Source organism: Haloplanus natans DSM 17983, assembly GCF_000427685.1.
GTDB lineage: Archaea > Halobacteriota > Halobacteria > Halobacteriales > Haloferacaceae > Haloplanus > Haloplanus natans.
On record NZ_KE386573.1, the window covers coordinates 257,898 to 280,102 of the forward strand.

29 protein-coding genes are annotated in these 22,205 nt (G+C 69.4%); 15 read left to right on the forward strand and 14 right to left on the reverse strand.

Annotated features, from left to right (window positions below; genetic code table 11):
• Nucleotides 1-47: 47 nt before the first annotated feature.
• The 3 genes from HALNA_RS03690 to mch form a co-directional block, all read right to left on the reverse strand.
• Nucleotides 48-569: a hypothetical protein gene (locus tag HALNA_RS03690; protein ID WP_049935034.1), complete on the reverse strand. Its 522-nt coding sequence runs from the start codon at nucleotides 567-569 to the stop codon at nucleotides 48-50.
• Nucleotides 570-661: 92 nt separating this feature from the next.
• Complete coding sequence (locus tag HALNA_RS03695) at nucleotides 662-1,156, reverse strand: hypothetical protein (RefSeq protein ID WP_049935035.1); 495 nt, start codon at nucleotides 1,154-1,156, stop codon at nucleotides 662-664.
• Entirely contained in the window at nucleotides 1,153-2,085 is a 933-nt protein-coding gene (gene mch / locus HALNA_RS03700; protein ID WP_049935036.1) for a methenyltetrahydromethanopterin cyclohydrolase, read from the reverse strand. The genes HALNA_RS03695 and mch overlap by 4 nt, the downstream gene beginning before the upstream one ends.
• Nucleotides 2,086-2,543: 458 nt before the next feature.
• On the opposite strand from mch, the gene HALNA_RS20460 reads away from it, so the two are divergent.
• Nucleotides 2,544-2,717 (forward strand): hypothetical protein, encoded by a 174-nt coding sequence (locus HALNA_RS20460; protein WP_169719004.1) that lies wholly within the window; start codon nucleotides 2,544-2,546, stop codon nucleotides 2,715-2,717.
• On the opposite strand, the gene HALNA_RS03705 is transcribed toward HALNA_RS20460, so the two are convergent.
• A complete protein-coding gene (locus HALNA_RS03705) occupies nucleotides 2,714-3,607 on the reverse strand; it encodes an ArsR/SmtB family transcription factor (protein ID WP_049935037.1) in 894 nt (297 codons plus the stop codon). The genes HALNA_RS20460 and HALNA_RS03705 overlap by 4 nt on opposite strands.
• A gap of 162 nt (nucleotides 3,608-3,769) precedes the next feature.
• On the opposite strand from HALNA_RS03705, the gene HALNA_RS03710 reads away from it, so the two are divergent.
• Nucleotides 3,770-4,552 (forward strand): helix-turn-helix transcriptional regulator, encoded by a 783-nt coding sequence (locus HALNA_RS03710; protein ID WP_049935038.1) that lies wholly within the window; start codon nucleotides 3,770-3,772, stop codon nucleotides 4,550-4,552.
• Nucleotides 4,553-4,629: 77 nt separating this feature from the next.
• The gene (locus HALNA_RS03715) at nucleotides 4,630-5,145 is read left to right on the forward strand and encodes a DUF5817 domain-containing protein (RefSeq protein WP_049935039.1); all 516 of its coding nucleotides are present in this window, start codon (nucleotides 4,630-4,632) and stop codon (nucleotides 5,143-5,145) included.
• Nucleotide 5,146: 1 nt separating this feature from the next.
• Here HALNA_RS03715 and hmgA read toward each other — a convergent pair whose 3' ends face one another.
• Nucleotides 5,147-6,364 (reverse strand): hydroxymethylglutaryl-CoA reductase (NADPH), encoded by a 1,218-nt coding sequence (hmgA, locus tag HALNA_RS03720; RefSeq protein ID WP_049935040.1) that lies wholly within the window; start codon nucleotides 6,362-6,364, stop codon nucleotides 5,147-5,149.
• Nucleotides 6,365-6,466: 102 nt separating this feature from the next.
• On the opposite strand from hmgA, the gene HALNA_RS03725 reads away from it, so the two are divergent.
• Nucleotides 6,467-6,919 (forward strand): YbhB/YbcL family Raf kinase inhibitor-like protein, encoded by a 453-nt coding sequence (locus HALNA_RS03725; protein WP_049935041.1) that lies wholly within the window; start codon nucleotides 6,467-6,469, stop codon nucleotides 6,917-6,919.
• A 69-nt stretch (nucleotides 6,920-6,988) separates the two neighbouring features.
• Here HALNA_RS03725 and HALNA_RS03730 read toward each other — a convergent pair whose 3' ends face one another.
• Nucleotides 6,989-7,510, reverse strand: coding sequence for an archaemetzincin family Zn-dependent metalloprotease (locus HALNA_RS03730; protein WP_049935042.1), 522 nt, complete (start codon nucleotides 7,508-7,510; stop codon nucleotides 6,989-6,991).
• 39 nt (nucleotides 7,511-7,549) lie between these two features.
• Between HALNA_RS03730 and HALNA_RS03735 the strand changes: the two genes are divergently transcribed.
• From HALNA_RS03735 to npdG, 5 genes are read left to right on the forward strand one after another with little or no spacing between them, the layout of a single operon-like run.
• Nucleotides 7,550-7,966 carry a UPF0146 family protein gene (locus tag HALNA_RS03735; protein WP_049935043.1) on the forward strand — a complete coding sequence of 139 codons (417 nt, stop codon included), beginning with the start codon at nucleotides 7,550-7,552 and terminating at the stop codon, nucleotides 7,964-7,966.
• 56 nt (nucleotides 7,967-8,022) lie between these two features.
• Complete coding sequence (locus tag HALNA_RS03740) at nucleotides 8,023-8,634, forward strand: beta-class carbonic anhydrase (RefSeq protein WP_049935044.1); 612 nt, start codon at nucleotides 8,023-8,025, stop codon at nucleotides 8,632-8,634.
• A gap of 51 nt (nucleotides 8,635-8,685) precedes the next feature.
• Nucleotides 8,686-9,543: a TIGR01548 family HAD-type hydrolase gene (locus HALNA_RS03745; protein WP_049935045.1), complete on the forward strand. Its 858-nt coding sequence runs from the start codon at nucleotides 8,686-8,688 to the stop codon at nucleotides 9,541-9,543.
• Entirely contained in the window at nucleotides 9,540-9,713 is a 174-nt protein-coding gene (locus HALNA_RS19775) for a hypothetical protein (protein WP_157573434.1), read from the forward strand. Before HALNA_RS03745 ends, HALNA_RS19775 begins: the two co-directional genes overlap by 4 nt.
• 45 nt (nucleotides 9,714-9,758) lie before the next feature.
• Entirely contained in the window at nucleotides 9,759-10,427 is a 669-nt protein-coding gene (npdG, locus tag HALNA_RS03750) for an NADPH-dependent F420 reductase (protein ID WP_049935046.1), read from the forward strand.
• Here the strand turns inward: npdG and hisE are convergent.
• The 3 genes from hisE to HALNA_RS03765 are packed head-to-tail and all read right to left on the reverse strand — an operon-like array spanning nucleotide 10,424 to nucleotide 11,516.
• Nucleotides 10,424-10,732: a phosphoribosyl-ATP diphosphatase gene (gene hisE / locus HALNA_RS03755; protein ID WP_049935047.1), complete on the reverse strand. Its 309-nt coding sequence runs from the start codon at nucleotides 10,730-10,732 to the stop codon at nucleotides 10,424-10,426. The genes npdG and hisE overlap by 4 nt on opposite strands.
• Nucleotides 10,729-11,358, reverse strand: a complete 630-nt coding sequence (gene pdxT, locus HALNA_RS03760; RefSeq protein ID WP_049935048.1) for a pyridoxal 5'-phosphate synthase glutaminase subunit PdxT — start codon at nucleotides 11,356-11,358, stop codon at nucleotides 10,729-10,731. Before pdxT ends, hisE begins: the two co-directional genes overlap by 4 nt.
• The gene (locus tag HALNA_RS03765; RefSeq protein WP_049935049.1) at nucleotides 11,355-11,516 is read right to left on the reverse strand and encodes a preprotein translocase subunit Sec61beta; all 162 of its coding nucleotides are present in this window, start codon (nucleotides 11,514-11,516) and stop codon (nucleotides 11,355-11,357) included. The genes pdxT and HALNA_RS03765 overlap by 4 nt, the downstream gene beginning before the upstream one ends.
• A 108-nt stretch (nucleotides 11,517-11,624) precedes the next feature.
• On the opposite strand from HALNA_RS03765, the gene HALNA_RS03770 reads away from it, so the two are divergent.
• A complete protein-coding gene (locus tag HALNA_RS03770) occupies nucleotides 11,625-11,891 on the forward strand; it encodes a thioredoxin family protein (RefSeq protein ID WP_049935050.1) in 267 nt (88 codons plus the stop codon).
• 72 nt (nucleotides 11,892-11,963) lie between these two features.
• A complete protein-coding gene (locus HALNA_RS03775; RefSeq protein ID WP_049935051.1) occupies nucleotides 11,964-12,590 on the forward strand; it encodes a methyltransferase domain-containing protein in 627 nt (208 codons plus the stop codon).
• Here the strand turns inward: HALNA_RS03775 and HALNA_RS03780 are convergent, their stop codons facing one another.
• Together HALNA_RS03780 and HALNA_RS03785 are read right to left on the reverse strand one after the other, a co-directional pair.
• Nucleotides 12,591-13,037: a hypothetical protein gene (locus tag HALNA_RS03780; RefSeq protein ID WP_049935052.1), complete on the reverse strand. Its 447-nt coding sequence runs from the start codon at nucleotides 13,035-13,037 to the stop codon at nucleotides 12,591-12,593.
• Between the two features lie 16 nt (nucleotides 13,038-13,053).
• The gene (locus HALNA_RS03785) at nucleotides 13,054-14,454 is read right to left on the reverse strand and encodes a DUF7096 domain-containing protein (protein WP_049935053.1); all 1,401 of its coding nucleotides are present in this window, start codon (nucleotides 14,452-14,454) and stop codon (nucleotides 13,054-13,056) included.
• Between the two features lie 129 nt (nucleotides 14,455-14,583).
• On the opposite strand from HALNA_RS03785, the gene HALNA_RS03790 reads away from it, so the two are divergent.
• From HALNA_RS03790 to HALNA_RS03805, 4 genes are all read left to right on the forward strand, one after another.
• Nucleotides 14,584-15,729, forward strand: coding sequence for a helix-turn-helix transcriptional regulator (locus HALNA_RS03790; protein WP_049935054.1), 1,146 nt, complete (start codon nucleotides 14,584-14,586; stop codon nucleotides 15,727-15,729).
• Nucleotides 15,730-15,780: 51 nt separating this feature from the next.
• A complete protein-coding gene (locus HALNA_RS03795) occupies nucleotides 15,781-16,575 on the forward strand; it encodes an electron transfer flavoprotein subunit beta/FixA family protein (protein WP_049935055.1) in 795 nt (264 codons plus the stop codon).
• Entirely contained in the window at nucleotides 16,572-17,531 is a 960-nt protein-coding gene (locus HALNA_RS03800) for an electron transfer flavoprotein subunit alpha/FixB family protein (RefSeq protein ID WP_049935056.1), read from the forward strand. The genes HALNA_RS03795 and HALNA_RS03800 overlap by 4 nt, the downstream gene beginning before the upstream one ends.
• A gap of 93 nt (nucleotides 17,532-17,624) precedes the next feature.
• The gene (locus HALNA_RS03805; RefSeq protein ID WP_049935057.1) at nucleotides 17,625-18,467 is read left to right on the forward strand and encodes a polyprenyl synthetase family protein; all 843 of its coding nucleotides are present in this window, start codon (nucleotides 17,625-17,627) and stop codon (nucleotides 18,465-18,467) included.
• Here the strand turns inward: HALNA_RS03805 and HALNA_RS03810 are convergent.
• The 3 genes from HALNA_RS03810 to HALNA_RS03820 all read right to left on the reverse strand — a co-directional run bounded on the left by HALNA_RS03810 (nucleotide 18,464) and on the right by HALNA_RS03820 (nucleotide 22,170).
• On the reverse strand, nucleotides 18,464-19,579 hold the full coding sequence (locus HALNA_RS03810; protein ID WP_049935058.1) for a DUF373 family protein: 1,116 nt from the start codon (nucleotides 19,577-19,579) through the stop codon (nucleotides 18,464-18,466). The two genes, HALNA_RS03805 and HALNA_RS03810, sit on opposite strands and share 4 nt — an antisense overlap.
• A gap of 41 nt (nucleotides 19,580-19,620) precedes the next feature.
• Complete coding sequence (locus tag HALNA_RS03815) at nucleotides 19,621-21,528, reverse strand: DUF2070 family protein (protein ID WP_049935059.1); 1,908 nt, start codon at nucleotides 21,526-21,528, stop codon at nucleotides 19,621-19,623.
• Nucleotides 21,529-21,621: 93 nt separating this feature from the next.
• On the reverse strand, nucleotides 21,622-22,170 hold the full coding sequence (locus tag HALNA_RS03820; RefSeq protein ID WP_049935060.1) for a GMP synthase subunit A: 549 nt from the start codon (nucleotides 22,168-22,170) through the stop codon (nucleotides 21,622-21,624).
• Nucleotides 22,171-22,205: the final 35 nt, after the last annotated feature.

Genomic DNA, 22,205 nt, shown 5'->3' on the forward strand with positions numbered 1-22,205 from the left:
GCGGGTAGGGGGGCGGGGGGCTTCGGGCTTTCGTCACGCTAGCGGCGTCAGCGAAGCGACCGATGCGCCAGCAGGATGACCGCCGCGGCGAGAAGCGGCGGTACCACTCCCACGAGTTGCGGCAGGCCGTACAGCCCGGCGATCAGGGGCGCGAGCGCCCCCGTCGGCGTCGTCTGCTGGGCGGGCGGCACCGAGATGACGAGGCCCACGTAGAGCGCGAAGACGAACAGGTACCCCCCGGCGGCGAGGGCGGCGTCGTACGGTCCCGCGACGGCGTCGCCCCGCTCTCGCGCCCGACGGTGCCGGCGCGCGACGAACAGGACGGGTGCCACCAGCGGCACCACCACGAACAGGCCGACGACGGCGAAAAAGGACCGCGAGAGCGTCAGGCTCCCCCCGCGGCCGCCGGTCGTCCCCGCGATGACGCCGACGACGGCAGCGATAAAGAGGAGGCTCACCGCGACGGTCAGCAGGCCGCCGAGGGCGACGTAGCTCCGGAACAGGAGCGAATCGCTCGCCCGGAAGGCGTAGGGGAAGGCGCCGACGACACCACGGTAGTCGTCTGCCATCGACGGCCGTAGGCGTCGCGGCGAGTTAACGGCCGTGGATTCGTCCGGTTCGTCACAAGCCATCGTCAAAGCGTTCCGACGATCCGGCGCAGTCACGCGAATCGATACCGGGGGGCTCCGTCGCCACCGGTGCGTGCCGCCGCGTCCAGCAGGACCAGCCAGTCGAGCAGGTCGGCCACCCGCTCGCGCCACGCGTCCGTCCACTCGGTGTCGCGGTGGCGCTCCCACGCCGGCACGCGTTCACGGACCGCCTCGAACGCGGCGTCGGCCGTCAGTGGCCCCTCGGCCGCCAGCGCGTCGCGGACGGCGTCGGCGGCGAACACCCGATTCAGGAACGCCTCGCGACAGCCCGCGACCCCCGGTTCCCTGTCGGTCCGCCGGTAGCCCGACGGCGTCTCCTCGGCGAGTTCGAGCGCCCGCAGGAAAGTGAGCCACGTCCGGGCGGCGTCGCGACTCGGCAGGTCGAGTCGGTTCATGAGGCGGGCACAGCAGTCGTCCTCGGTGCCGGGGACGAGGGGTACCGCCCGCTGGACGCGGGTGACGTACCCGAATTCGTCGGGTGCGGGCGGGACGGGCTTGAACTTCACAGCCCGAACGACTCGGCCAGCAGGTCGTGGTTCGTCTCGCCCAGCGCGTACGTCGGCCCGTCGATCACGTCGACTGTCACCTGCGCGGGCGCGAACACCGACTCGGGCACCTCGTAGAAGTCCCAGTCGGCGTCCTCGAACACCTGCTCGAAGGGCGTGTCGTACTCCGCGGCGGCGGTGGAGGGCACCTCGTCGAAGCGGTCGAAGTCCTCGCGCACCTGCACGTACACTTGCCCGCCGTAGGCCAACGCGTCGTTCGTCCGGCCCATCGCCACCCCTTCGTCGTGGCTGACGGGGGCGACGGGCGCGCTGCCGGCCGCCGACACCACGTCCGTCGGATCGTAGCCGAGTTCGAACAGGCGAAAGAGGGCGAGTTCGGGGGCGCGTGCGGCGGCGCTGACGCTCCCGGCCATCGATCCCGTGGCGTACGTGGGGAGGAAGACGCCGCTCGGGGCGACGCCGGCGCGGTCGGCCACCTGCTCCGCCGTCGGATCGCCGGGGAGGCTGTCGGCCTCGACGGTCAAGACGGTCAGGTCGAACTCGTCGTAGTAGCCCACCACTTCGAACTCGTACTCCTCGCCCACGAGCGCTCGGGCCGGCCCGGAGCCGAGGCCGTCGACGCCCTCCGAGACGAGTTCCCACCCCGCCTTCTGTGAGCAGAGCAGCGAGAGCGCCGGCTTGTCGGTCGTGAGTTCGACGTACGGGAACGGCGTCCCCGCCACCTCGTCCATCCGGGTCTGGATCGTCGCCAGCCCGGCGGTCTGTATCTCCGCGAGCAACAGTCCGGCTTCGAGGCCACCCGCCGCCTCGACGCCGAAATCGAGCACCGTCGCCCCCGAGTCGAGTTCGAACACGTCGACGTTGAGTTCGCCCGCGAAGTCGATGGCTTCGTCGACGAGTTCGACGGCCATCCGGTTGAGACTCTCCATACGGGCCGATTGGGCGTTTTCACTTATAGGGGTTGTCGGTCTCCCGTTCGCGCTTCGCAGGCGGCGAACGGTTCCCCACGTCGTCCGCTTCGATCACCGTCCCCATCGGATTCGTCTCGTAATCGTCGCCGGCGCTACGTGCCGGCTGTCATAGTGTTTATTGTAAGTCATTACCGATGGCTCGCCGGACCGTCTTGGTGACTCACCGGTAACCAGTTACAATAAACACTATCAGAGGGAGCTTCGATCCCTCGCTGTCGAGTGCGGCCACCGCGTCCGCCACGTCCTCGGCCATGTTCTCCGTTTTCACCGGTGCGACCGACGGGAGTGCAACGACGGTCGTAGGCGACGGTCGGGCGACCGCAGGTATATCTCCCCTCGCCGTACTCGCCCTCCCCGCCGGCGGGTGGCTGTGGCTCCGGCGGTAGCCTCTTGATCGCTCCCACCCACGACGGCCCATGAGCGCCTGCACCTACTGTGGCTGTGACGTGACCGCCCACGATCCGGTGTTCGTCGCGGAACTCGCGGACGGCGACCGTCTGCCAGCCGGTCAGTTCTGCAACTACGGCTGTCTCGCCGCCCACATCGACGAGGCCGGACTGACCGAGGGAACGGCCTGCCGGATCGACTAGTCGACCCGCGTCGCCTCGATCACCGACGGCTCCTCGTCGAGACGCAGTCGAAGCGTCTCGCCCTCGCAGCCGACCCGCACCGTCGCGTGCAGGGGGTCGCGGTCGGTGATCGTCGTCCGCTCGTCCGAGGCCGCGAAGGGGAGCGACCAGATGTGTCGGCGCGTCACGTCGACCGCGTGGTCGTGGAAGAAGGAGACGACCGCCGGATGCGTGACGACCAGACCGCCGAGGCGGGTGTAGATGGCGCCGTCACAGGTGTCACAGGCGTGCAGGACCCGGTGCTCGATGGCGGGGTTGTCGCGGTGGGGCATCTCGGCGTCCGGCGGGAGGACGCGGGCGGTCATGCGACCACAACACCACGGGCAGACGCCCTTCGCCATCGACGCGATTTCGCGCTGGATGCGCTCGTTGGCCGCGCGGAGGACGCCCTCGCGCTCCCGGTCGGCTAGGCTGCTCGGCGGGCAGAAGTACTTGTAAAACACCGCCCCGCAGTCGCCGCCACAGCGCACGCGGAACATGCTGTCGTCGTAGGCGGCCTCCTGGGGGGCGCCACAGACGTGGCAGACGGCGTCGAGTTCGAAAGGGTCGATCCGCACGCGGTCGGTGAACGTCCCCGCCTTGATCGCCTGATACACCCGCACCCCGGGGTAGCTCAGGCGGTAGCCGTCCTCGGTCTCCTCGACGAACTGCCCAACCAGCTTTCCGAGGTGGTAGTTGAACCGGCCGCTTCCCGAGATGTCGGCCCGGCGGCGAAGCTCCGAGAACGGCAGCGTCTCCGGCACGCCGGGCGTGGAGGCGTCCCCGAGGGCCCTGATGATCTTGATCCGCGTCCGGTCGGCTAACAGGGTAAAGGCGTCGTCGGGGCGCAGGGTCTCGGTGTCCTCGGTCACCGTACGGAAACGGGTTGCCGACGTACATATACCCTCGGCCGTCGTCCGGGGATCGCGTTTCACCGGCGTAGCCGAACGCCACTCGCCTGCCGCCATTTCGGGGGGCGGCATGGTGAATCACGCGTTGGTTTTAACGGGGTACCGTCCGCCGATAGCACACGAATGTCGGCCACCGCGCTCGAATATCTGGCTGCGTCGTCCGTCCGCCCCGACGTACTGGCTGTGCTCCGGGAGCACGGCCTGCTCTCGCTCCGGGATCTGGACGACCACGTCTCGGCCTCGCGGCGCACGGTCAAGCGGACGCTGAGCGCGATGGAGTCCCGCGGGTGGGTTCGGAAGGTCGACGGCGGCTACGAACTCACCGCCCTCGGCGAGACGTTGCTCTCGGCCTACGAGCGGTTCCGCGAGCGAAGCCGCGTCGCGAGCCGTCTCCGGCCCGTCCTCGAACACGTCCCCGCCTCGATGTTCGACTTCGATATCGAGGCACTGACCGACGCGACGGTGGTCGCGCCCGACGACGATCCGGCGGCCTTTGCCGACCGGATGGTTGCGCTCCGTGCGGACGCGAACCGGATCCGCGAGTACGCCCCATTTCTCACGCTCGACAGCGTCCGACAGCTAGCGCAACACGTCGAGAACGGCCGCCCCTCGCCCGATACGACGATCATCGTCCGGACCGACGCGCCACCGCAGTCGTCGCCGGAGTATCGCGAGCGATTCCGGACGCCGGTCGAAGCTCCCGGCGTCGACATCCGGCATCACCCGGACGGCCCGATGCTCGGGTTCGGCATCGTCGACGGCCGCGCCTTCCTCGGCGCGGCGGCCGACGACGGAATGCCGTGTTTCCTGCTGGAGAGCGAGGGGTCCGCACTCGTCTCGTGGGTCGACCGGCAGTTCGAGAACTGTCTCGCCGCTGCGGAGCCGCTGTCGGTGGAGCGGTCGTAACCGGTCGCGCTCCGCCGGGCCGAACGCGACGGGGCTGGACCCGTGGATTCATACGCCGGAACGCGCAACTCGCGGTCATGTACGCGGTGGTGGGCTGTACGGACTGTCACGCCCTGTGGCTCCTTTCGGACCCGGAGTCGGCCGAGACGGCGACCTGCCCGCGTTGTGGGCGGCGCCACCGGACCGGGAAGCTGAAGCGGCTGTTTACCGCCGAGGACCGCGAGACGGCCCGCGAGGCCCGCGCGTCGATGCTCGCCGACGCCGCCGACGCGACGGCGTCGTTCGAGTCCGTCCCGTCGGACGCCGAGACGGACGCCCCCGTCGTCGACGACGACGAGTATCTGGACGCGGCGGGCATCGACGCCGACGCGGTGGCCGCGGCGGGTGAGCGCTCCGACCGACGCTCGCGGAGTCGAAGCCGCCCCGAAATCGTCCGCGACGCGCTCCGCGAACTGGAGGCGCCCGACGAGCGCGACGTGGTGGCGTACGCGGCCGATCACGGCGTCCCCGAGGACGCCGCGGCGGACCTGCTCGATCGGCTGGTGCGGCGGGGCGAAGCGACGGCTCACGGCGGCACGTACCGGCTATTGTAGCTCACCGCCCCAGCGACTCGTGGGCCGAGGAGAGGTGTCGCGATCCGAGCGCCGCGAGCAGGGAGAGTTCGCCCGCTAGCGCGCCGGCGGCGATACACTCCGCGAGGGCGTCGGCGTTCGACCCGGGCGGGTCGCCGCCGCCGCCGACGCCCAGCAGATCCAGTCCCTCGCCCTGTGTCGGGAGTTTCGTCCCGCCCCCGACGGTGCCCACCTCCAGGCTGGCGAGCGAGACGGAGACGTACAGGCCGTCGTCGCGCGCCTCGGCGGTCGTGATGGCGTTCGACCCCTCGACCACCTGCGCGGCGTCCTGCCCCGTCGCGAGGAACATGGCGGCGACGACGTTCGCGACGTGGGCGTTGAAGCCGAGACTGCCGGCCTTCGCGCTCCCCACGAGGTTCTTGCGTCGGTTCACCTCCGCGATGGCTTCGGGCGTGGTGTGCAGGCGCGACTCGACCACCTCGCGCGGAATCGTCACGTCGGCGGTGACGCTTCGACCCCGCCCCTCGACGGCGTTGATCGCCGCCGGCTTCTTGTCCGTACACAGGTTGCCCGAGAGCGCGATCAGCGAGGCAGTCGTCGCCTCCTCTATCGCCTCGGCGGCCGCCCGCGTCGCGATGGTGGCCATGTTCATCCCCATCGCGTCCTTGGTGTCGTACCGAAAGCGCAGGAAGACGGAGTCCCCGACGACGTACGGCGTCACGTCGAGCAGTTCGCCGTGGCTCGTCGTCGCCTCGGCGGCCTCGCGGAGCCCCCCCTCGTTGTCCCGCACCCACTCGACGAGCGCCTCGGCCTCGGCCACGTCGCCGACGCGGAAGACGGGCGCGCGGGTCATCCCCGATTTCGTGACGCGGGCCGTCGCGCCGCCGGCGGCGTCGACGACCGAACAGCCGCGGTTGACACTCGCCAGGAGGGCCCCCTCGGTCGTCGCCATCGGGAGGTAGCGCGCCCCGTCGACGGCGCCGCCGTTGACGGTGACGGGGCCGGCGACGCCCATCGGTACCTGTGCCGCGCCGATCATGTTCTCGATGTTGGCGTCGGCCCGTTCGGCGGGGAAGCCGTACGACCCGACCGCGTCCAGGTCGACGCCGGCGTCCGATTCGACGATACGACGCCGCGCGTCCGCCGCCGCGTCGGCGTTCGCGTGCGCTTCGAGTTCGTGGAGTCGGATGTCGCCGTCGCGGACCCGGTCGACGAGGGCGGCGACACTGTCGTCGGTCATGCCCCCCCGTGGCGGCCCCGGCGCCTAATACCCTCGGGTGTCGCCGGGGCGGGCACGGCACAACGCCCAAACAGTAAACTCGTCCGCCGACGACCGTTCCCTATGGAGCTATCCAGCCCGGCCTTCCGAGACGGCGATCCCATCCCCGAGGAGTACGGCTACACCGAGCGCAACGTGAACCCGCCACTCGAAATCTCCGGAGTGCCCGACGGCGCCGAATCGCTCGTGATGGTCGTCGACGACCCCGACGCGGTCGACCCCGCGGGCAAGATCTGGATTCACTGGCTGGTGTGGAACGTCAACCCGACGCGCAAGCGCATCCCGGAGGACTGGTCGACCGATACGGCCACGGCTGTCGAGGGCGAGAACGACTACGGCGAGGTGGGCTACGGCGGCCCGAACCCCCCGGATCGCGAACACACCTACCGCTTCCGGCTGTTCGCCCTGGATGATGAACTCGGCCTGTCGGCCGGCGCGTCGCTCGACGACCTGGAGCGGGCGATGGAGGGTCTCGTCATCGAGTCGACGACGTACGAGGGGACGTACGCGCCGTGAGACGGAGCGGTGTGTGGGTGGCGGGCCGCCGCGACGCCCCGGCGACTCGCGGATACTGACGCGCCCGCCTCAGAACAGCGTCCGGTTACAGGAGCCACACAGCGTCTCCTCTTTCTTGTCCACTTCGCGGACCGTCGGGGAGAAACTCATGACGCAGCGTTCGTTGTCACAGTGTTCGAGCCCGACGGTGTGACCGATCTCGTGGACGATCTCCTTGCGCACGCGGTCGGCGAACACCTCGGATTGGGGTTTGTGCGTGACGCCGCCATCGGAGGAGGTCTGGAGGCGGTACGTAGAGACCACGGAGCCGTTGCCGTTGAGATAGGCGAGGCCGAAGACGTAGTTCCGGCGCCGGTAGTAGAGGTCCTCGGGCGTGATGCCGATGTTCTTCTCGCCGGAGCCGACGCGGCTCGTGAGTTCGATGAACTCCTCGGCCCGGTACTGGTTTCGACTCCTGTCGAACGCGCCGTCGGGGATGGATTGGGCGTCGTGGATCGTCACCTCACAGTCGTAGACGGATCGCAGCCCGGCAGAAGCCTCGCGTTTCACCTGTGCCGGAACGTCCCCGATCGGCACGATGTCGACGAGCATGGCAGACGTTAAGCGCGGCCCCGCTATAAATATCCCGACGTGTCCGCCACGCGCACCGAACTCGCCGCCCGTCTGGCCGTCTACGACCGCCTCGTCGAGGTGGGGATCGGCCGCCGCCCCGAAGTGGCGGCCGCCCTCGCTGACGCCGACTGTACGGTGACCGCGACCGACGTGTTCGACGCCCCCACTCCCGAGGGCGTCCGCTTCGTCCGCGGCGACGTGGTCGCGCGAGCCGAACGGGTTCGAGCGGGAGGCGACCCCGGCGACCCCTACCGCGTCGACGCCGTCTACGCCCTGAACTGCCCCGCCGAACTCCAGCGACCTGCCCGCGACGTGGCTCACGCCGCCGACGCCGACTTCCTTTTTACCACGCTCGGCTTCGAGGACCCCGTCCTGCCGGTCGAACGCGAGACGGTGGGCGGCGAGACGCTGTACGTCGCCGAGCGTCGTAGATAGCGGGCAGGGTTGCCGACGGGCGAACGGGAAAGCCGCTCGCGGCCGCACGTCCCGCTGTGTCACACGACCACGACCACGACCACGAACCGGGGCACCACCACGAACACGTCGACGAGGCGGTCGAGGCCCACGACGACTGGGCGCGCCGACGGCGCAAGGGCATCCCGACCGACGATCAACTCCTGGTCGTCGCCTGCATGGACGAACGTATCCCCGTCGAGGAGGCCCTCGGCATCGAACTCGGCGACGCCCAGATCTATCGGAACGCGGGCGGGAAAGTGACCGACGACGTGATCCGGTCGGCGGCGCTCACGACGCAGTTTTTCGACACCGAGGAGATCATCGTGATCAACCACACCGACTGCGGGATGATGAGCGCGCCCGACGACGCCGTCGTCGAGGGTCTCGAAGCCGCGGCGGGCGGCAGTCTGGACGACGTGGACCTCGATCCCTCGCTACCCGAACTGACCGTCGGCGACGCATCCGTCGCAGATTGGGTGCGCATGACGGACGACATCGACGAGGCCTGTGCCGCGCAAGTGCGGTATCTGGAGGACCACCCGCTGATCGACGCCACCGTCCACGGCTACGTCTACGAGGTCGAGAGCGGGACGCTCCGCCACCCCGGCGGACGCATCGCCGAGGAGATCAGCACGCGCGTCGAGTAGGCCCGCTCACCGGATAGAAAGGCACTTGCCCCGACGCGCCCGCCACCGGATATGGACGTAGACGCGGTCGTTCTCGACATCGACGGGGTGCTCGTCGACGTGGCGGACTCCTACCGCCGCGCCATCGTCGAGTCCGTCGACCGGGTGTACGGGCGGACGGTCGACGACGCGGCGATCCAGGCGTTCAAAGACGCCGGCGGCTTCAACAACGACTGGGAACTCACGTACGCCGCGGCGCTGTTCGTCCTCGCCCGTGAGGCGGGCTACGACGCCGACGTGCCGGCCTTCACCGACGCGGTCGCCGAGGCGGGTGGCGGCCTCGACGCCGCCGAAGCCGTCGTCCGCGACGCGGGGTACGACGCGGCCTTCGATCGATGGGACCCCGACCGCCTGCGAGAGACGTTTCAGGCGCTCTACCTCGGCACGGACCTGTATCGCGACCTGGAGGGCGGCGAGCCACCCTTCGAGGCACGGGGCTACATCCACGACGAACCCGTCATCGTCGAGGCGTCGACGATAGCCGACCTGAACGAGCGGTTCGCGGTGGGCGTGTTGACGGGCCGTCCCGCCGCGGAGGCCGATATCGCCCTCTCGCGGGTCGGGCTCTCGGTTCCCGACGCCCACCGCTTCACGATGGACGACTGGGCGGAGGGCAAACCCCATCCCCACGCTCTGACGACACTCGCCGACCGACTGGACGCGGCGCGCGTTGCCTTCGCCGGCGACACACTCGACGACGTGCGGACGGCGGCCAACGCCGCCGAGAGCGACCCTGACCGGACCTACCACGGCGTCGGCGTCCTCACCGGCGGCCTGACCGGCGAGTCGGGCCGCCGAGCGTACACGGACGCCGGCGCCGCCGCGGTGGTCGAGTCGGTGAACGACCTGCCGGCCCTGCTCGACTCGTGACGCCCGACTGGTCCCGGTTTTTCGGCGTGCTCGTCGGTCTTCTCGTCGTCGTCGTCGCCGTCGTCGCCGTCGTCTCCCCGTCCGATCCGGCCACGTGGCTCCGGGGACTCGCTCCGGGCGTCGTCGTCGCCCTCGTCGTCGCCTACCTCGTCGCCATCGGCGGCGAATAGGGCCAGTCCCAACACGTTTACCTCGGACCGGGCCACAGTCCGCCCATGCGAATCGCGCTACTCGGCGGGACCGGCGACGTGGGCGAGGGGTTAGCCCTCCGGTGGGCGTACCACACCGACCACGAGGTAGTGATCGGCTCTCGCGACCCGGAGAAGGCCCGCGCGAAGGCCGAGGAGTACGAAACCGAACTGTCGAGCCGCGGCGTCGACTGCAAGATCAACGGCTTCGAGAACGCGATGGCGGCCGACCGGGCGCGGGTGGTCGTCCTCGCCGTCCCCGCCTACCACGCGACCGACACGGTCGAGGCAGTGGCCGACTCGCTCGACGAGGGGACGGTTCTGGTGACGCCCGCCACGGGGATGAAACGCGACGACGACGGCTTCCACTACAACCGCCCCGGCGCGGGGAGCGTCACCCTCCTCGTCGCCGACGCCGCCCCCGACGACGTGGCCGTCGTCGGCGCCTTCCACAACCTCGCGGCGGGCCGCCTCGCCGACCTGGACGCCGACCTCGGAATCGACACCCTCCTCGTCGCCGACGACGCCGACGCGAAGGACCTCGTCTCCCTTCTCGCCGATGGCATCGACGGCCTCCGACCGCTGGACGCCGGTGGCCTCGCCAACGCCCCCGAAATCGAGGCGCTGACGCCGCTCCTGATCAACGTCGCCATGCACAACGACGGCCTCCACGACCTCGGGGTCCGGTTCGACTAAAACCGGCCTTCGAGCTCCGCCCGAAGGTCGTCGACCGTCGCCCCCTCCATCGCCAGCAGGACGAGTAGGTGATAGACCAGGTCGGCCGACTCGGCGAGCAGTTCCTCCCGGTCGTCGTCTTTCGCGGCGAGGATCACCTCCGTGGCCTCCTCGCCGACTTTCTCCAGCACCGCGTTCTCGCCTTTCTCGTGGGTGAACAGCGAGGCGGTGTAGGAGCCCTCGGGAAGTTCGTCGCGGCGGTCCTCGATGGTGGCAAAGAGGGCGTCGAGGACGGCTTCCGTGTCGGCCGCCGCATCGTCGCTCACGCCTCGGCCCCCTCGTCGCCGGCGGCTGTAGCACGGAGCGGGTCGAACAGCGCGAGCCGGTGGAGGCGGTCGTCGGCGGTGAGCTCCGGATGAAAGGAGGTGGCGACGACCGATCCCTGTGACACGGCGACGGGGCGGTCCTCCCACGTCGCCAGCACGTCCACGTCGGGACCCACTTCGTCGACGACGGGCGCGCGGATGAACACCGCGTGGAAGGGGTCGTCGAGCCCCGTCACGTCGAGGCCGGCCTCGAAGCTGTCGACCTGTCGGCCGAAGGCGTTGCGGTCGACGCTTACGTCGATCAGGTCGAGCGTGTCGACCCGGTCGTCACGGGCGTCGCTGGCGGCGACGATCAGTCCGGCACAGGTCGCCAAAATTGGCTTGCCGGCGGCGGCGTGGTCCCTGATCTCCTCGTCGATGCCCTCCAGTGCCAGCAGACGCGAGATGGTCGTCGACTCGCCGCCGGGAAGCGCGAGGGCGTCGCAGTCCGGGACGATCCCCGAGTCACGGACCCCGACGGTGTCGACGTCGAGGCCGGTGGCGGACGCCGTGCGTTCGATGGCGTCGACGTGCTCGCTCACGTTTCCCTGGACGGCGACGACGCCGATACGGACGGTCCCCGTCACAGCGAGACGACGTTCAGAATCTGCACGAGAACGCCGAACAGCACGCCGAACGCGACCACGGTCTTCGGGTCGATCCGGATGGCGTTGCGGTCCTCGGCGTCGAAGTAGCGAACGAGCCCCGCACTCGACATCAGGCCACCACTTTGGCTCCCACTCATGGGCGATTGTGGGGTCCTCGCTCGCCTAAACGTTTCGGCTCGGCGCCGACGGGGACTCTCCAATGCCAAACGCTTATGCGCGCCGCTCCGGAACCCGGTGGACGGATCATGACCGTTCGACTGCTCGATTTCTACGCCGACTGGTGTGGACCGTGCGACGCACAGGAGCCGATTCTCGAGGAGCTGCTCGCGGACTACGAGGGCGTCGAGCTGACGAAAATCGACGTGGATCAGGACCAGGACACCGCCAACGAGTACCAGGTCCAGTCCCTCCCGACGGTCGTCGTCGAGAACGACGACGGTATCGTCGATCGGTTCGTCGGCGTCACCCAGCGTCCCGACATCGAGGACGCGCTCGAACGCGCCGGCGTCTAGTCCTGCCGGCCGTATAACCCGCCGCCCGCGAATCCCCACCGTTATGCCGATCGGACCCTAACCGGCGTTTAAATGGGGATTCTCGAAGACAAATCCCGGGCGCGGCTGTTCTACAAGTACCTCTCGAAGGTGTACGACCAGGTGAACCCGTTCATCTGGAACGAGGAGATGCGCGCCGAGGCGCTCGAACTCATCGACCTCGATCCCGACGACCGGGTGCTCGACGTGGGCTGTGGCACCGGTTTCGGCACCGAAGGCCTCCTCCAGTACACCGAGCACGTCCACGGGCTCGACCAGAGCATCCACCAGATGGAGAAGGCATTCGAGAAGTTCGGCCGCACGGATCGGGTGGACTTCTACCGCGGCGACGCCGAGCGCCTCCCGTTCAAAGACGACAGCTTCGACGCCCTCTGGTCTTCGGGCTCGATCGAGTACTGGCCCAACCCCGTCGACGCCTTAGAGGAGTTTCGCCGCATCGTCGAACCCGGTGGCTCGGTGCTCGTCGTCGGTCCGAACTACCCGCGTAGCTCGGTCTTCCAGCGACTCGCCGACGCGATCATGCTCTTTTACGACGAGGCGGAGGCCGACCGGATGTTCGCCGACGCCGGTTTCGACGACGTGACCCACGTCACGATGGGGCCGGCGTACAACCCCGAAATCGCGATCACGACGCTGGCGCGCGTCCCCGACTCGGCGTAGCTACGCCGTCGCCGTCAGGGTCGCCAGCCGCCGCTCCCCGTACCGGAGTTCGACCGTCACGCGAGCGCCGGCCACGAGTCGCGGCCGGTTCGTTGACGCGAGCCGAACCGACGCACGCTCCCCGACCTCCCACCGCGGATCGGCGGCGGCGTTGAACGGTCCGGTCGGTCCCGGACGAAACCCCCGTGCCGAGAAGAACGGAACCGGCGGCTGATGGCGCAGGGCCACGCCGTCGACGCGGACGGTCACGTCGAGTCGGCGCACGTCCACCGGATCGCCCGCCCGGTGCGTGAGGAGGAGTCGATCCCCGTCGACCGTGAGGCTGATCCCGGCGGCGGTCGGTGCCGCGGGGGTCGCGCCGAGGCTTACGGCCGCGACGGCGGTCCCGACGACGACGGCGAACGCGAGTCCGAGAGCCGACCCGGTGGTGACGGCACGGCTGGCCATAGTGCCGGTGGTGCCGTTATCGCTTATAAGCGTCGGCGTCGACAGCGCTCGCGATGGCGGTCGGCATCGGTGTCGTCGTGTTGTCCCCGTCGGACCCGGATTCCGTGCCGGTGCCGGTGCCGGCGCCCGTGTTCGCATCCACCCGTGGCGGCGCGCCGGGGTCGACGACCGCCTCGACGGACTCGCCCTGGCTGTCGACGGTGATGGTGTAGCGGCGGTACGGCGAGAGCGTCCAGAGAACGCCGTCGTCGCCGGTGGTGCCGAGGCGGGTCGACCCGCCCGTTTCGATCGACATCGAGACGGTCGCGTCGACCGGATCGCCGGTCACCGAGTCGACGACGCGAATCTGTGCGGGGCCGCCCGGGTACGTCCGATTCACGACGAGCCGAATCCCGTCGCCGGCTCCCTCGGCTCGCCGGTTCGCGACCATCGACGCGAGCGGCCGGCGCTGGTGTTCGGCGTAGACGACGCGTGCGTCGCTGTCGACGAACGCCGTCAGATCACCGCGACCGTGGACGACCCGGACGGGATAGGTTTCGCCCCCGCCGAACACCTGCGTCTGCTCCCGCGTCGTGTTCCAGATGACGGGGTAGTTCGACGACACGATATCGAGGGCGACTTCGAGTTCGATGGCGTCGCCGTCGCCGTTCCGGAGGTCGCCGCGATACGCCTCACGGAGGTACGTCTCGTCGAGGATTGTCGAGAGGGTAACACTCTCGGGCCCGGTCGCGATGTAGAAGCGGTCGGGCGGGGCCTCACCCGTGAGGACGGCCCGGGCGTGGGCACGCACCGGTCCAGTGAACGCGGAGAGACGGTTACTGATCGAGGCGAGGCGCCCGCGGTCGATATCGAAGCCACGCGTCTCTGCGGCCAGCGACTCGATACGGTTCCGCCGGTCGCCGAGTTCCTCGGCCGCGATGCGCACGCGAACGAGCGTGACGAGCAGGTCGTGGGCGTCGATTTCGCCGCGACCGTACGCCGCGACGGCGGCCGTCTGTCGCTTCTCGAGGCCGTCGACTCGCGCTTCGAGGTCGCGAAGCGCCGTCCGGAGACGGTCGCGACGCTGCGCGGTCGTGTTCGCGGACTCGACCCGTTCGACCATCGCGCGGGTCCGGAGGTGATCGGTCGTCGCGTTCGTCGAGAGGCCGATGGCGGGGCCGAGGTCGACGTACTGTGTATCGACGCCCCAGCGTTCGATCGATGTCGGGGGGATATCGAGGACGGAGATCTGCTGGGGGCCGCCCCCGCCGTCGGTCTGGGCAACGGGGGTGGCTGGATCGAGGGCGGGCGGCGCGGCATCGTCGCCGGCGACGGGGGCGGCGCCGGTCTCGGTCGCCGATCCGCCGAGGTCGCCGGTCGCCCCGACGACGGCGGAGCAGACGAGGAGGGCAACCGCGATGACGGGGAGGGCTCTCATCGGGCGACGGTAGAGTCGCCGGCTACTAAAACCCCGCCGTCCGCCGTTCGTCTGACGCCCGCTCTCTCCCCGACAGGCTCTCTCCCCCGATGGAAAGCGTTTTCCCGTCACATCGAGACGCACGAACTAATGCGGATCGCCGCGACCCTCCTTGCCCTCCTCGTCCTCTGTTCCGGGACGATTCCCGCGGTGGCGTTCGCCGCCGACGGGACCGAAGCCGCCGCTGCGGCCACGGCCGACCGGCCGGCGCTCGTCGGGCCGTCGGTCGCCCGCATCGACACCCCCGAGGTCACCGAGTTCTACATCGCCCCAAATCCCGACGGAAGCGCGCGCTGGACCGTCTCGGTCCGGTACAACCTCTCGACTGACGCCGCCCGCGCCGCGTTCGACGACTACGGCCGCGAGTTCGAGGCGGGGGAGACGACCGTGGGTCTCGACGCCGATTTCTTCCGGACGCTCGCCGCGGCAGCCAGCCGCGAAACCGGCCGCGAGATGTCGATCCGGAACACGACCCGCAACGCGACCGTCCGGAACGGCACGGGCGTCCTCAGCCTCTCTTTTACGTGGACGAACTTCCTGACCGACACCGACGCTGGCTTCGTGATCCGGGACGCGGTGTTGATGCCTAACAACCGCACCTGGCTCGCCTCTATCGGCCCCGAACAGCGACTGGTCGTCGAGACGCCGAAGGGCTATCAGGTGACGGACACGCGCTTCGGCCTCGACAACGGCTCGGTCGTCGTCGAGGGGCCACACCGATTCCGTGAACCGCTCTCTATCTCCTATCAGCGGACCGCCGTCGAGGAGCCGGAGCCCTCCCCGTTCCCGTGGTCGCTGATCGCCGGGGCCCTGCTCCTCGGTGCCGTCCTCGCCGCCGTGGCGTACGTCCGGTTGCGCGGCGACGAATCGGCGCCGCGGTCGGAAGACACCGTCACCGTGCCGTCCGGCGGGGGCGACGGCGGCGATGGCGGTGCAGGGCCCGAAACGGACGAGGCGTCCGCGGCGGGCGACGACGGCCGGCCCGACCCCGACGAGGGCGACAAAATGGACGACGCGGACGTCGATCCCACCCTCCTCTCCGACGAGGAGCGGGTCGAACACCTCCTGGATCGGAACGGCGGGCGGATGAAGCAGGCCCGGATCGTCAAGGAGACGGGGTGGTCGGACGCCAAGGTGTCACAACTGCTCTCGACGATGGCTGACGACGGACGCGTCGAGAAGCTCCGCCTCGGCCGCGAGAACCTCATCTCCCTGCCCGACGAGGAGCCGGAGTAGCTGGCGGTCGCTTCGGAAAACGTTTACTCCCGGCAGAGGAAGGGGTCGCACATGAAGATTCTCGTGACCGTCAAGGAGGTCGCCGAAGTCGCCGACGACTTCGAAATCGAGGGGCGTTCGATCCCCGAGACGTACCTCGAATACGACCTCAACGAGTGGGACGACTACGCCGTCGAGGCGGCGGTTCGGATCGCGGAGGACCGCGAGGACGAGGACGTGGAGGTCGTCGCCGCCACGATCGGTCCGGAGCGAAGCGAGGAGACGATCCGGATGGCGCTGGCGAAAGGCGTCGACCGCGCGGTCCGCGTCTGGGACGACGCGCTCGCCGAGGCCGACGTGCTCGACCCGACGACGACCGCCCGGATTCTCGCGGCCGTCGCGGAAGAGGAAGCGCCGGATCTCGTACTCTCGGGCGTTCAGGCCGCCGACGACGGCTTCGGCGCGACCGGCGTCGCCCTCGCCGACCTGCTCGATATGGGGTGGGCCGCCGTGGTGAACGATCTGGAGTTGACGGACGGCGACGCGTCGGTGCGACGCGAACTCGAAGGTGGCGTCGAGGAACTCACGACCGTCCCCTGTCCGGCCGTGCTGACGATCCAGACCGGGATCAACGAGCCACGCTACGCCAGCCTGCGCGGGATTCGGCAGGCCCAGCGGAAGGAACTCGCCGTCCATACCCTCGCCGACATCGGCCTCGACCCGTCGCTCGTCGACGACGATCTGACACTCGCCGGGATGGCCAAACCCGAAAGCGAGTCCGACGCGACGCTGTTCGAGGGGAGTGCCGAGGAGACGGCCGCGGAGCTAGCGACCGTCCTGCGGGACGCGGGGGTGGGGGCGGAATGAGCGCCACGGACGTGCTCGTCGTCGCCGACCACCGCCGCGGCGAACTCCGGCCGGTGAGCTACGAACTCCTCACCGTGGGTCGGGACCTCGCCGACGCGATGGGTGGGGACCTCCACGCCGCCGTCGTCGGCGGCGACGTGGACCGCTTCGCCGAGAAACTCGACTGCGAGGGGGTGGATGCGATCCACACCGTCGCCGAGGGCGACGAGTTCAACCACGACGTGACCGTCGCCGCCGTGACGGCGCTTTTCGACACGCTCGACCCCGGCGCGGTCGTGATGCCCAACAGCGTCAACGGGCTGGATTACGCCCCCGCGGTGGCGACGCGTCTGTCGCTCCCGCTCGTCACCGACGCCGTCGCCATCGACTACGACGACGGCCCGACCGTCACCCGGGAGATGTACGGATCGAAAGTCGAGACGGCAATCGAGGTGACGAGCGAACCGGTCGCGCTGACGATCCGTGGCGGCGAGTGGGCGGCCGCCGAGGGGGTCGGCGACGCCGACATCGAGCCGTTCGCGGTCGATATCGACGAGTCGTCGATCCGGTCGACGGTTCGTGGCTTCGAGGAGGTCGGTGCCGGCGACGTGGACATCAGCGAGGCGGAGTTCATCGTCTCCGTCGGCCGCGGCATCGAGGAGGAGGAGAACCTCGAACTGATCGAGGAGTTGGCCGGGGCGTTGGACGCGACGCTGGCGTCGTCGCGACCCATCGTCGACAGCGGGTGGCTTCCGAAGAACCGCCAGGTCGGACAGTCCGGGAAGGCCGTCACGCCGAAAGTGTATCTCGCCATCGGCATCTCGGGGGCGGTCCAGCACGTCGCGGGGATGAAAGGCGCCGACACGATCATCGCGATCAATACGGACCCCGACGCGCCCATCTTCGACATCGCGGACTACGGGGTCGTCGACGACCTGTTCGAGGTGGTGCCCGAGTTGATCGAGCAGTTCGAGTAGGCGCGGTCGACCGTCGTCGCCCCCGATTTTAGGACCGTCTCGAACGCCCAGATAGCGTCACGTACTTGACTCGCCCGTCCCTTCGTCGGGGCGATGGAGTATCTGGATCGCCGCGTGGGCCTGGTGAACGACCGGTTGGAGTCGCTCGTCGAGGCGGTCGAACCGGCGGAACTCTCGGCGGAACTCGGCCACGTCGTTCTCTCGGGCGGGAAGCGGGTTCGCCCCGCGGTGACGGTGCTCACCTGCGAGGCTGTCGGCGGTGCGCCGGCCGACGCCGTCGACTTCGCGGTGGGGATCGAACTCGTCCACAACGCGTCGCTGGTCGTCGACGACATCATCGACCGCTCGGACGTGCGGCGCGGGACGCCGAGCGCGTGGGCGGAGTTCGGCTACGGACCGGCCATCGTCGCCAGCGACGGCCTCCTCGGCGAGGCCTTCGCCCTCTTTTCCGAGAACGAACGCGCCATGCGCATCGTCGCGGAGGCGATGGTCGAACTCGGCGAGGGCGAGGCGACGGAACTGGTCGCTCGCCCCGAAAACGAGGTCGAATACATGACGCTCGCCCGGCGGAAGACGGGTGTGCTCTTCCGAGCAGCGGCGGAACTCGGGGCGGTGGCCGGCGGCGCCGACGCCTTCACGGTCGAAGCCCTCGGCGACTACGCCGAACGCGTCGGCGTCGCGTTCCAGATCCGGGACGACGTGTTAGACGCCACTGCGGACGCGGCGGACCTCGGCAAGCCCACGGGTCAGGACGCGGAGATGGACCGGCCGTCGCTGGTGCAGGTGACGGATCTCTCGCCGGAGGAAGCCAACGCCCGCGCCCAGCGCGAGTCGGATCGCGCGCTGGCGGCGCTGTCGACGGCCGACACCGAGGAGGTCGACGCCGTCGAGTATCTGCAGGACCTCGCGGAGTTCGTGGTCGTGCGGGAGCGCTAGGCTGGGTCGGCGCCAGTCGGATAGCGGGACTCCGCGAGCGCGAACGTGAGCGTGCTCAGGACGCCCAGCAGCGTCCCGACGGTGAGCGCCACCGCGAGATCGGTGAGCGTGAGCGTCGTCACCCCGTCCACGGGCGGGAGGAGAAAGCCCGAGACGGCATAGAGGACGATGGCGATGGCGACGACGTAAAACGGCGCGTTCAGATAGCGCCACTTGAACTGGTCGGCCAGACACTCGTCGGTCACCTGGCCGAGACTGCTGGTGATGCCGGCGGCGGCGAACCACCGGATAGCGCCGTTGACGAGCGCCGCGAGCACCGTCACGGCGGAGGGGTCGCCCGCGACGCCGGCTTCGATGGTGCGGAGGGTGTCGACTCCCTCGGCGCCGCCGACGATCAGGAGGGCTGCGGCGACGACGTACGTGATGATCGTCACCCGGCCGGCATAGAGGAAGTTCCGGACACGGTCGGCGGCCTCGTCGACCGTCGCCTCTAGCCCCAGTCCCCGGAACAGCGTATAGAGACCGAGCAGCGCGGAGATGAGGCCGAGAACCGCCGCGCCGGGCACGTCGAAGAACGTGGCGATGGTGACGAACGGGTAGATGAGCAGGAGGATGCCGAGCGGCACGAGCAGGGTCCCCCGCGTTTCGGGGTCGGCGAGCACCTGCTTGACCGTGTAGTACATCGATTCGAGGTTCTGTGCCTGTCGGACGACCACCCGGCGGACGCTGTCGATGGGCACCCGCGACCGGATCACGGGCAACACCGACTCGTCCTGTGCGCCGTCGGTGATGACGATGGCGCGGACGGACTCGCCGGTCGAGAGGCCCGCCAACACCCGGTCGACTTCGTCACCGACCTCCCGTGTCGCGCGCACTTCGCTCCCTTGCAGTCCGGTGACGGCGGCGATTTCGACCTCCTCGCTCTCCGCGGTCCGCAGGTCGTCGAGGACGTGCAACCCCTGGAACATGACGTTCACGTCGGAGTCCTCGGGGTCAGCGGTGGCGAGGGCGACGGCGGCGTCCCTGACGGCGTCCCGGCCGATGACCGGCGTCTCGATGCCGGTTTTGCGGCCGAGGTCGTCGTCGAGGTCGACACAGAGCACGAGGAGCACGACCGGAGGTAGGCTATCCGCCTATTTTTGCGTTTGGGCGGCTACCCCGTCACGAAAAAGACCAGGACGCTGACCGCCATCGCGACGAGGATGATGACGGCTGCGAGCGCGCCGCCCATCGAGACGACGGCGTTGGCGTGGCTGGCGAGCGTCTCGGTGCGGTCGTTGCCGAACACCGTCACCGTCGCACGCTCGGTCGCCAGCCCCGCCTCGACGGGTTCGAGGTCGTCGACCGCCGCGTCGACGAGTCGTTCGATAGTGGCGACGAACGCCCCGTGATCGATGGCCGCGCCCACCTGATTGTCCGCCTCGACGGTGTTGACGATGTGCGTGTCGGTCGTCATCACCTCGGCCACGTCGATGCCGCGTGCGGTCACCGCGTCGACGACGCGGTCACGCAGGCCGGGCACCATGTTGTTGCCGTCGACGAGGACGTACGCCGTCTGTTGGTCGCCCACCTCGACGACGGCGGCCCGGATTCCGAGCGGGCCGATACCGTCCAGGGCGTCCCAGTCGGTGCGCTCCCACGCGACGCCGAGGCGGATCGGGCCGGTCGGCGCCTCGCACAGCCGCCCGCCGGCCTGCTTCGCGGCGGTGAGCATGTCGAACGCGCGCTGGCTGCCGGGCGTGACGTGGCCGAGGTCCTCGCCCTGCAGGCCGTTGTTGGAGTTGTGGGCGTCGACGAGGAGCACGTCGTCGAGGCCGACGGTCCGGGCCTCGGCGGCCGCCGAGAGGCCGACGCCGTACTCCACGTCGTCCGCGAAGCCGGGGGCGTAGGAGGCGACGAGGAGGGCGTCGTTACCGAATGCCTGCCCGAGCATCGACGCCTCCCCCGACCGCGTGCGGACGCTCCGGGTCGCCGTTCCCGAGTACGTGAGCTTCGTCTGGGCGGCGTCGATGGCGTCGAGAATCGAGTCCACCTCGCGCTCGGTGACGAGGTTGAAGTCGTGGCCGGCGGTGGCGTGGGGCGGGAAGACGAGGCCGTCGGTGTGTTCCGCGACGCGCGTCGGGAAGTTGCCGCCGCCGATCTCCCCCATCGGCCCGGGGTGGATCATCGGCAGGACGAATCGCGCCTTCTGTGTGCCGTCGCGGCGGCGGAAGGCGAGTACCGAGACGGGGACGATGGCCTCCTCGCCGAGCTTCTCGAAGAAGTCCTCGAGTTCCCTGGAGCCCTCGGCGACGTGGCCGATGAAGCCGCGGATGAAATCGAGGACCGAGACGCCGAGGCTGCGCTGCCACGGGCGGTCGATCACCCGGATGAAGACGTAGACGGCGCCCGCGTAGAGCACGCACATGATCCCGAGCAGCTGGAAGTGCTGGGCGTCGATGACCCAGAGTTCGGCCGGGGCCTCCGACGCCCGCGAGAGGTAGGGCATCAGATAGGCGTCGACGAGCGGCCCGCCGAGTTCCAGAAAGCGGACCGTCCCGCTGTAGACGAACAGGAAAAGCGCCGAAACGACGGTCTGGAGGCTGGCCGGAACGGCGGCGATGAGCAGGGAGGACTGCGACACCGCCATGACGACCAGCAGGCGGAAGGCGAAAATGGAGGCCAGTGCGATCACCAGCGCGTCGTAGATGAACGTCTGGCCGAGCGGCGTAAGCAGCGAGACGATGCCCGCGCCGATGACGATAGCGACGAGGATGACCTCACAGAGAAGCGCCAGCAGCGACGATCGGTTCGGCGTGAGTTTCCCGCCGACGAAGCGGTCGACACCGGTGGTGCCGACGGAGGCGATGACCGTCGGCAGGCCGATGAAGAAGATGCCCTGCCAGGCGTCGCGTCCGAGGATGAGCAGGCTCCGCCATGTGGGCGAGGTGCCGCCGGAGTCGAAGGCGGCGATGCCGGCCATCGCCGCGATGGCGAGGGCGAACCCCAGGCTGGCGTACCAGCTGGGTGCGGTGAAGATGTACCGCGACAGCCCCGCGAGGTCGGACTGCGTCGCCGTCATGTCAGTCGCCCCGACGAGGCGGGGCGTCGTAAATCCCTCCCTTCATACCTGTCGTGGTCACTGTTCGTCGCCGGCGTAGTCCCGCGCTCGGTTCTATCGACAGCGTTCGATGAAGTTCGCGAACAGTTCCTCGCCTTCCTCGGTGTGGGCCACCTCGGGATGCCACTGGACCCCGTAGAGCTCGCGGTCCCGGTCGCTCATCGCCTCGATGTCACACACGTCGCTCGTCGCGGTGTGGGTAAAGCCCGTGGGGAGGGCGGTCACCTCGTCGGCGTGACTCGCCCACACGCGCGTCTCGGGGGCGAGCGAGCCGACGAGGGGGTCGTCCTCGTCGACGATGCGGACCGTCACGTCGGCGTAGCCGCCGTAGTCGCCGGCGTCGACGGTGCCGTCGAGTTCGACCGCCATGATCTGCATACCGAGGCAGATGCCGAGAACGGGTACGTCCATCTCGAGATACTCCGCACAGCGGCCGATCCGATCCATGTCGGGACCGCCCGAGAGCACGAGGCCGTCGGTGTCGAGCTCCTCGGGGGGCGTGGTGTTGTCGACGATGTCGGTGTCCACGCCCGCGTCCCGGAGCGCCCGGTGTTCCAAGTGCGTGAACTGGCCGTGGTTGTCGACGACGACGATTCGAGTCATTACGCCGTCGTAATCCGGAAGCGCGTAAAAACGGA

Coding starts and splice junctions, on each gene's coding strand:
- HALNA_RS03690 (WP_049935034.1), bottom strand. CDS start 569: ATGGCAGACGACTACCGTGGTGTCGTCGGCGCCTTCCCCTACGCCTTC.
- mch (WP_049935036.1), bottom strand. CDS start 2,085: ATGGAGAGTCTCAACCGGATGGCCGTCGAACTCGTCGACGAAGCCATC.
- HALNA_RS20460 (WP_169719004.1), top strand. CDS start 2,544: ATGAGCGCCTGCACCTACTGTGGCTGTGACGTGACCGCCCACGATCCG.
- HALNA_RS03710 (WP_049935038.1), top strand. CDS start 3,770: ATGTCGGCCACCGCGCTCGAATATCTGGCTGCGTCGTCCGTCCGCCCC.
- HALNA_RS03715 (WP_049935039.1), top strand. CDS start 4,630: ATGTACGCGGTGGTGGGCTGTACGGACTGTCACGCCCTGTGGCTCCTT.
- hmgA (WP_049935040.1), bottom strand. CDS start 6,364: ATGACCGACGACAGTGTCGCCGCCCTCGTCGACCGGGTCCGCGACGGC.
- HALNA_RS03725 (WP_049935041.1), top strand. CDS start 6,467: ATGGAGCTATCCAGCCCGGCCTTCCGAGACGGCGATCCCATCCCCGAG.
- HALNA_RS03730 (WP_049935042.1), bottom strand. CDS start 7,510: ATGCTCGTCGACATCGTGCCGATCGGGGACGTTCCGGCACAGGTGAAA.
- HALNA_RS03745 (WP_049935045.1), top strand. CDS start 8,686: ATGGACGTAGACGCGGTCGTTCTCGACATCGACGGGGTGCTCGTCGAC.
- npdG (WP_049935046.1), top strand. CDS start 9,759: ATGCGAATCGCGCTACTCGGCGGGACCGGCGACGTGGGCGAGGGGTTA.
- HALNA_RS03765 (WP_049935049.1), bottom strand. CDS start 11,516: ATGAGTGGGAGCCAAAGTGGTGGCCTGATGTCGAGTGCGGGGCTCGTT.
- HALNA_RS03770 (WP_049935050.1), top strand. CDS start 11,625: ATGACCGTTCGACTGCTCGATTTCTACGCCGACTGGTGTGGACCGTGC.
- HALNA_RS03775 (WP_049935051.1), top strand. CDS start 11,964: ATGGGGATTCTCGAAGACAAATCCCGGGCGCGGCTGTTCTACAAGTAC.
- HALNA_RS03780 (WP_049935052.1), bottom strand. CDS start 13,037: ATGGCCAGCCGTGCCGTCACCACCGGGTCGGCTCTCGGACTCGCGTTC.
- HALNA_RS03785 (WP_049935053.1), bottom strand. CDS start 14,454: ATGAGAGCCCTCCCCGTCATCGCGGTTGCCCTCCTCGTCTGCTCCGCC.
- HALNA_RS03790 (WP_049935054.1), top strand. CDS start 14,584: ATGCGGATCGCCGCGACCCTCCTTGCCCTCCTCGTCCTCTGTTCCGGG.
- HALNA_RS03795 (WP_049935055.1), top strand. CDS start 15,781: ATGAAGATTCTCGTGACCGTCAAGGAGGTCGCCGAAGTCGCCGACGAC.
- HALNA_RS03800 (WP_049935056.1), top strand. CDS start 16,572: ATGAGCGCCACGGACGTGCTCGTCGTCGCCGACCACCGCCGCGGCGAA.
- HALNA_RS03805 (WP_049935057.1), top strand. CDS start 17,625: ATGGAGTATCTGGATCGCCGCGTGGGCCTGGTGAACGACCGGTTGGAG.
- HALNA_RS03815 (WP_049935059.1), bottom strand. CDS start 21,528: ATGACGGCGACGCAGTCCGACCTCGCGGGGCTGTCGCGGTACATCTTC.
- HALNA_RS03820 (WP_049935060.1), bottom strand. CDS start 22,170: ATGACTCGAATCGTCGTCGTCGACAACCACGGCCAGTTCACGCACTTG.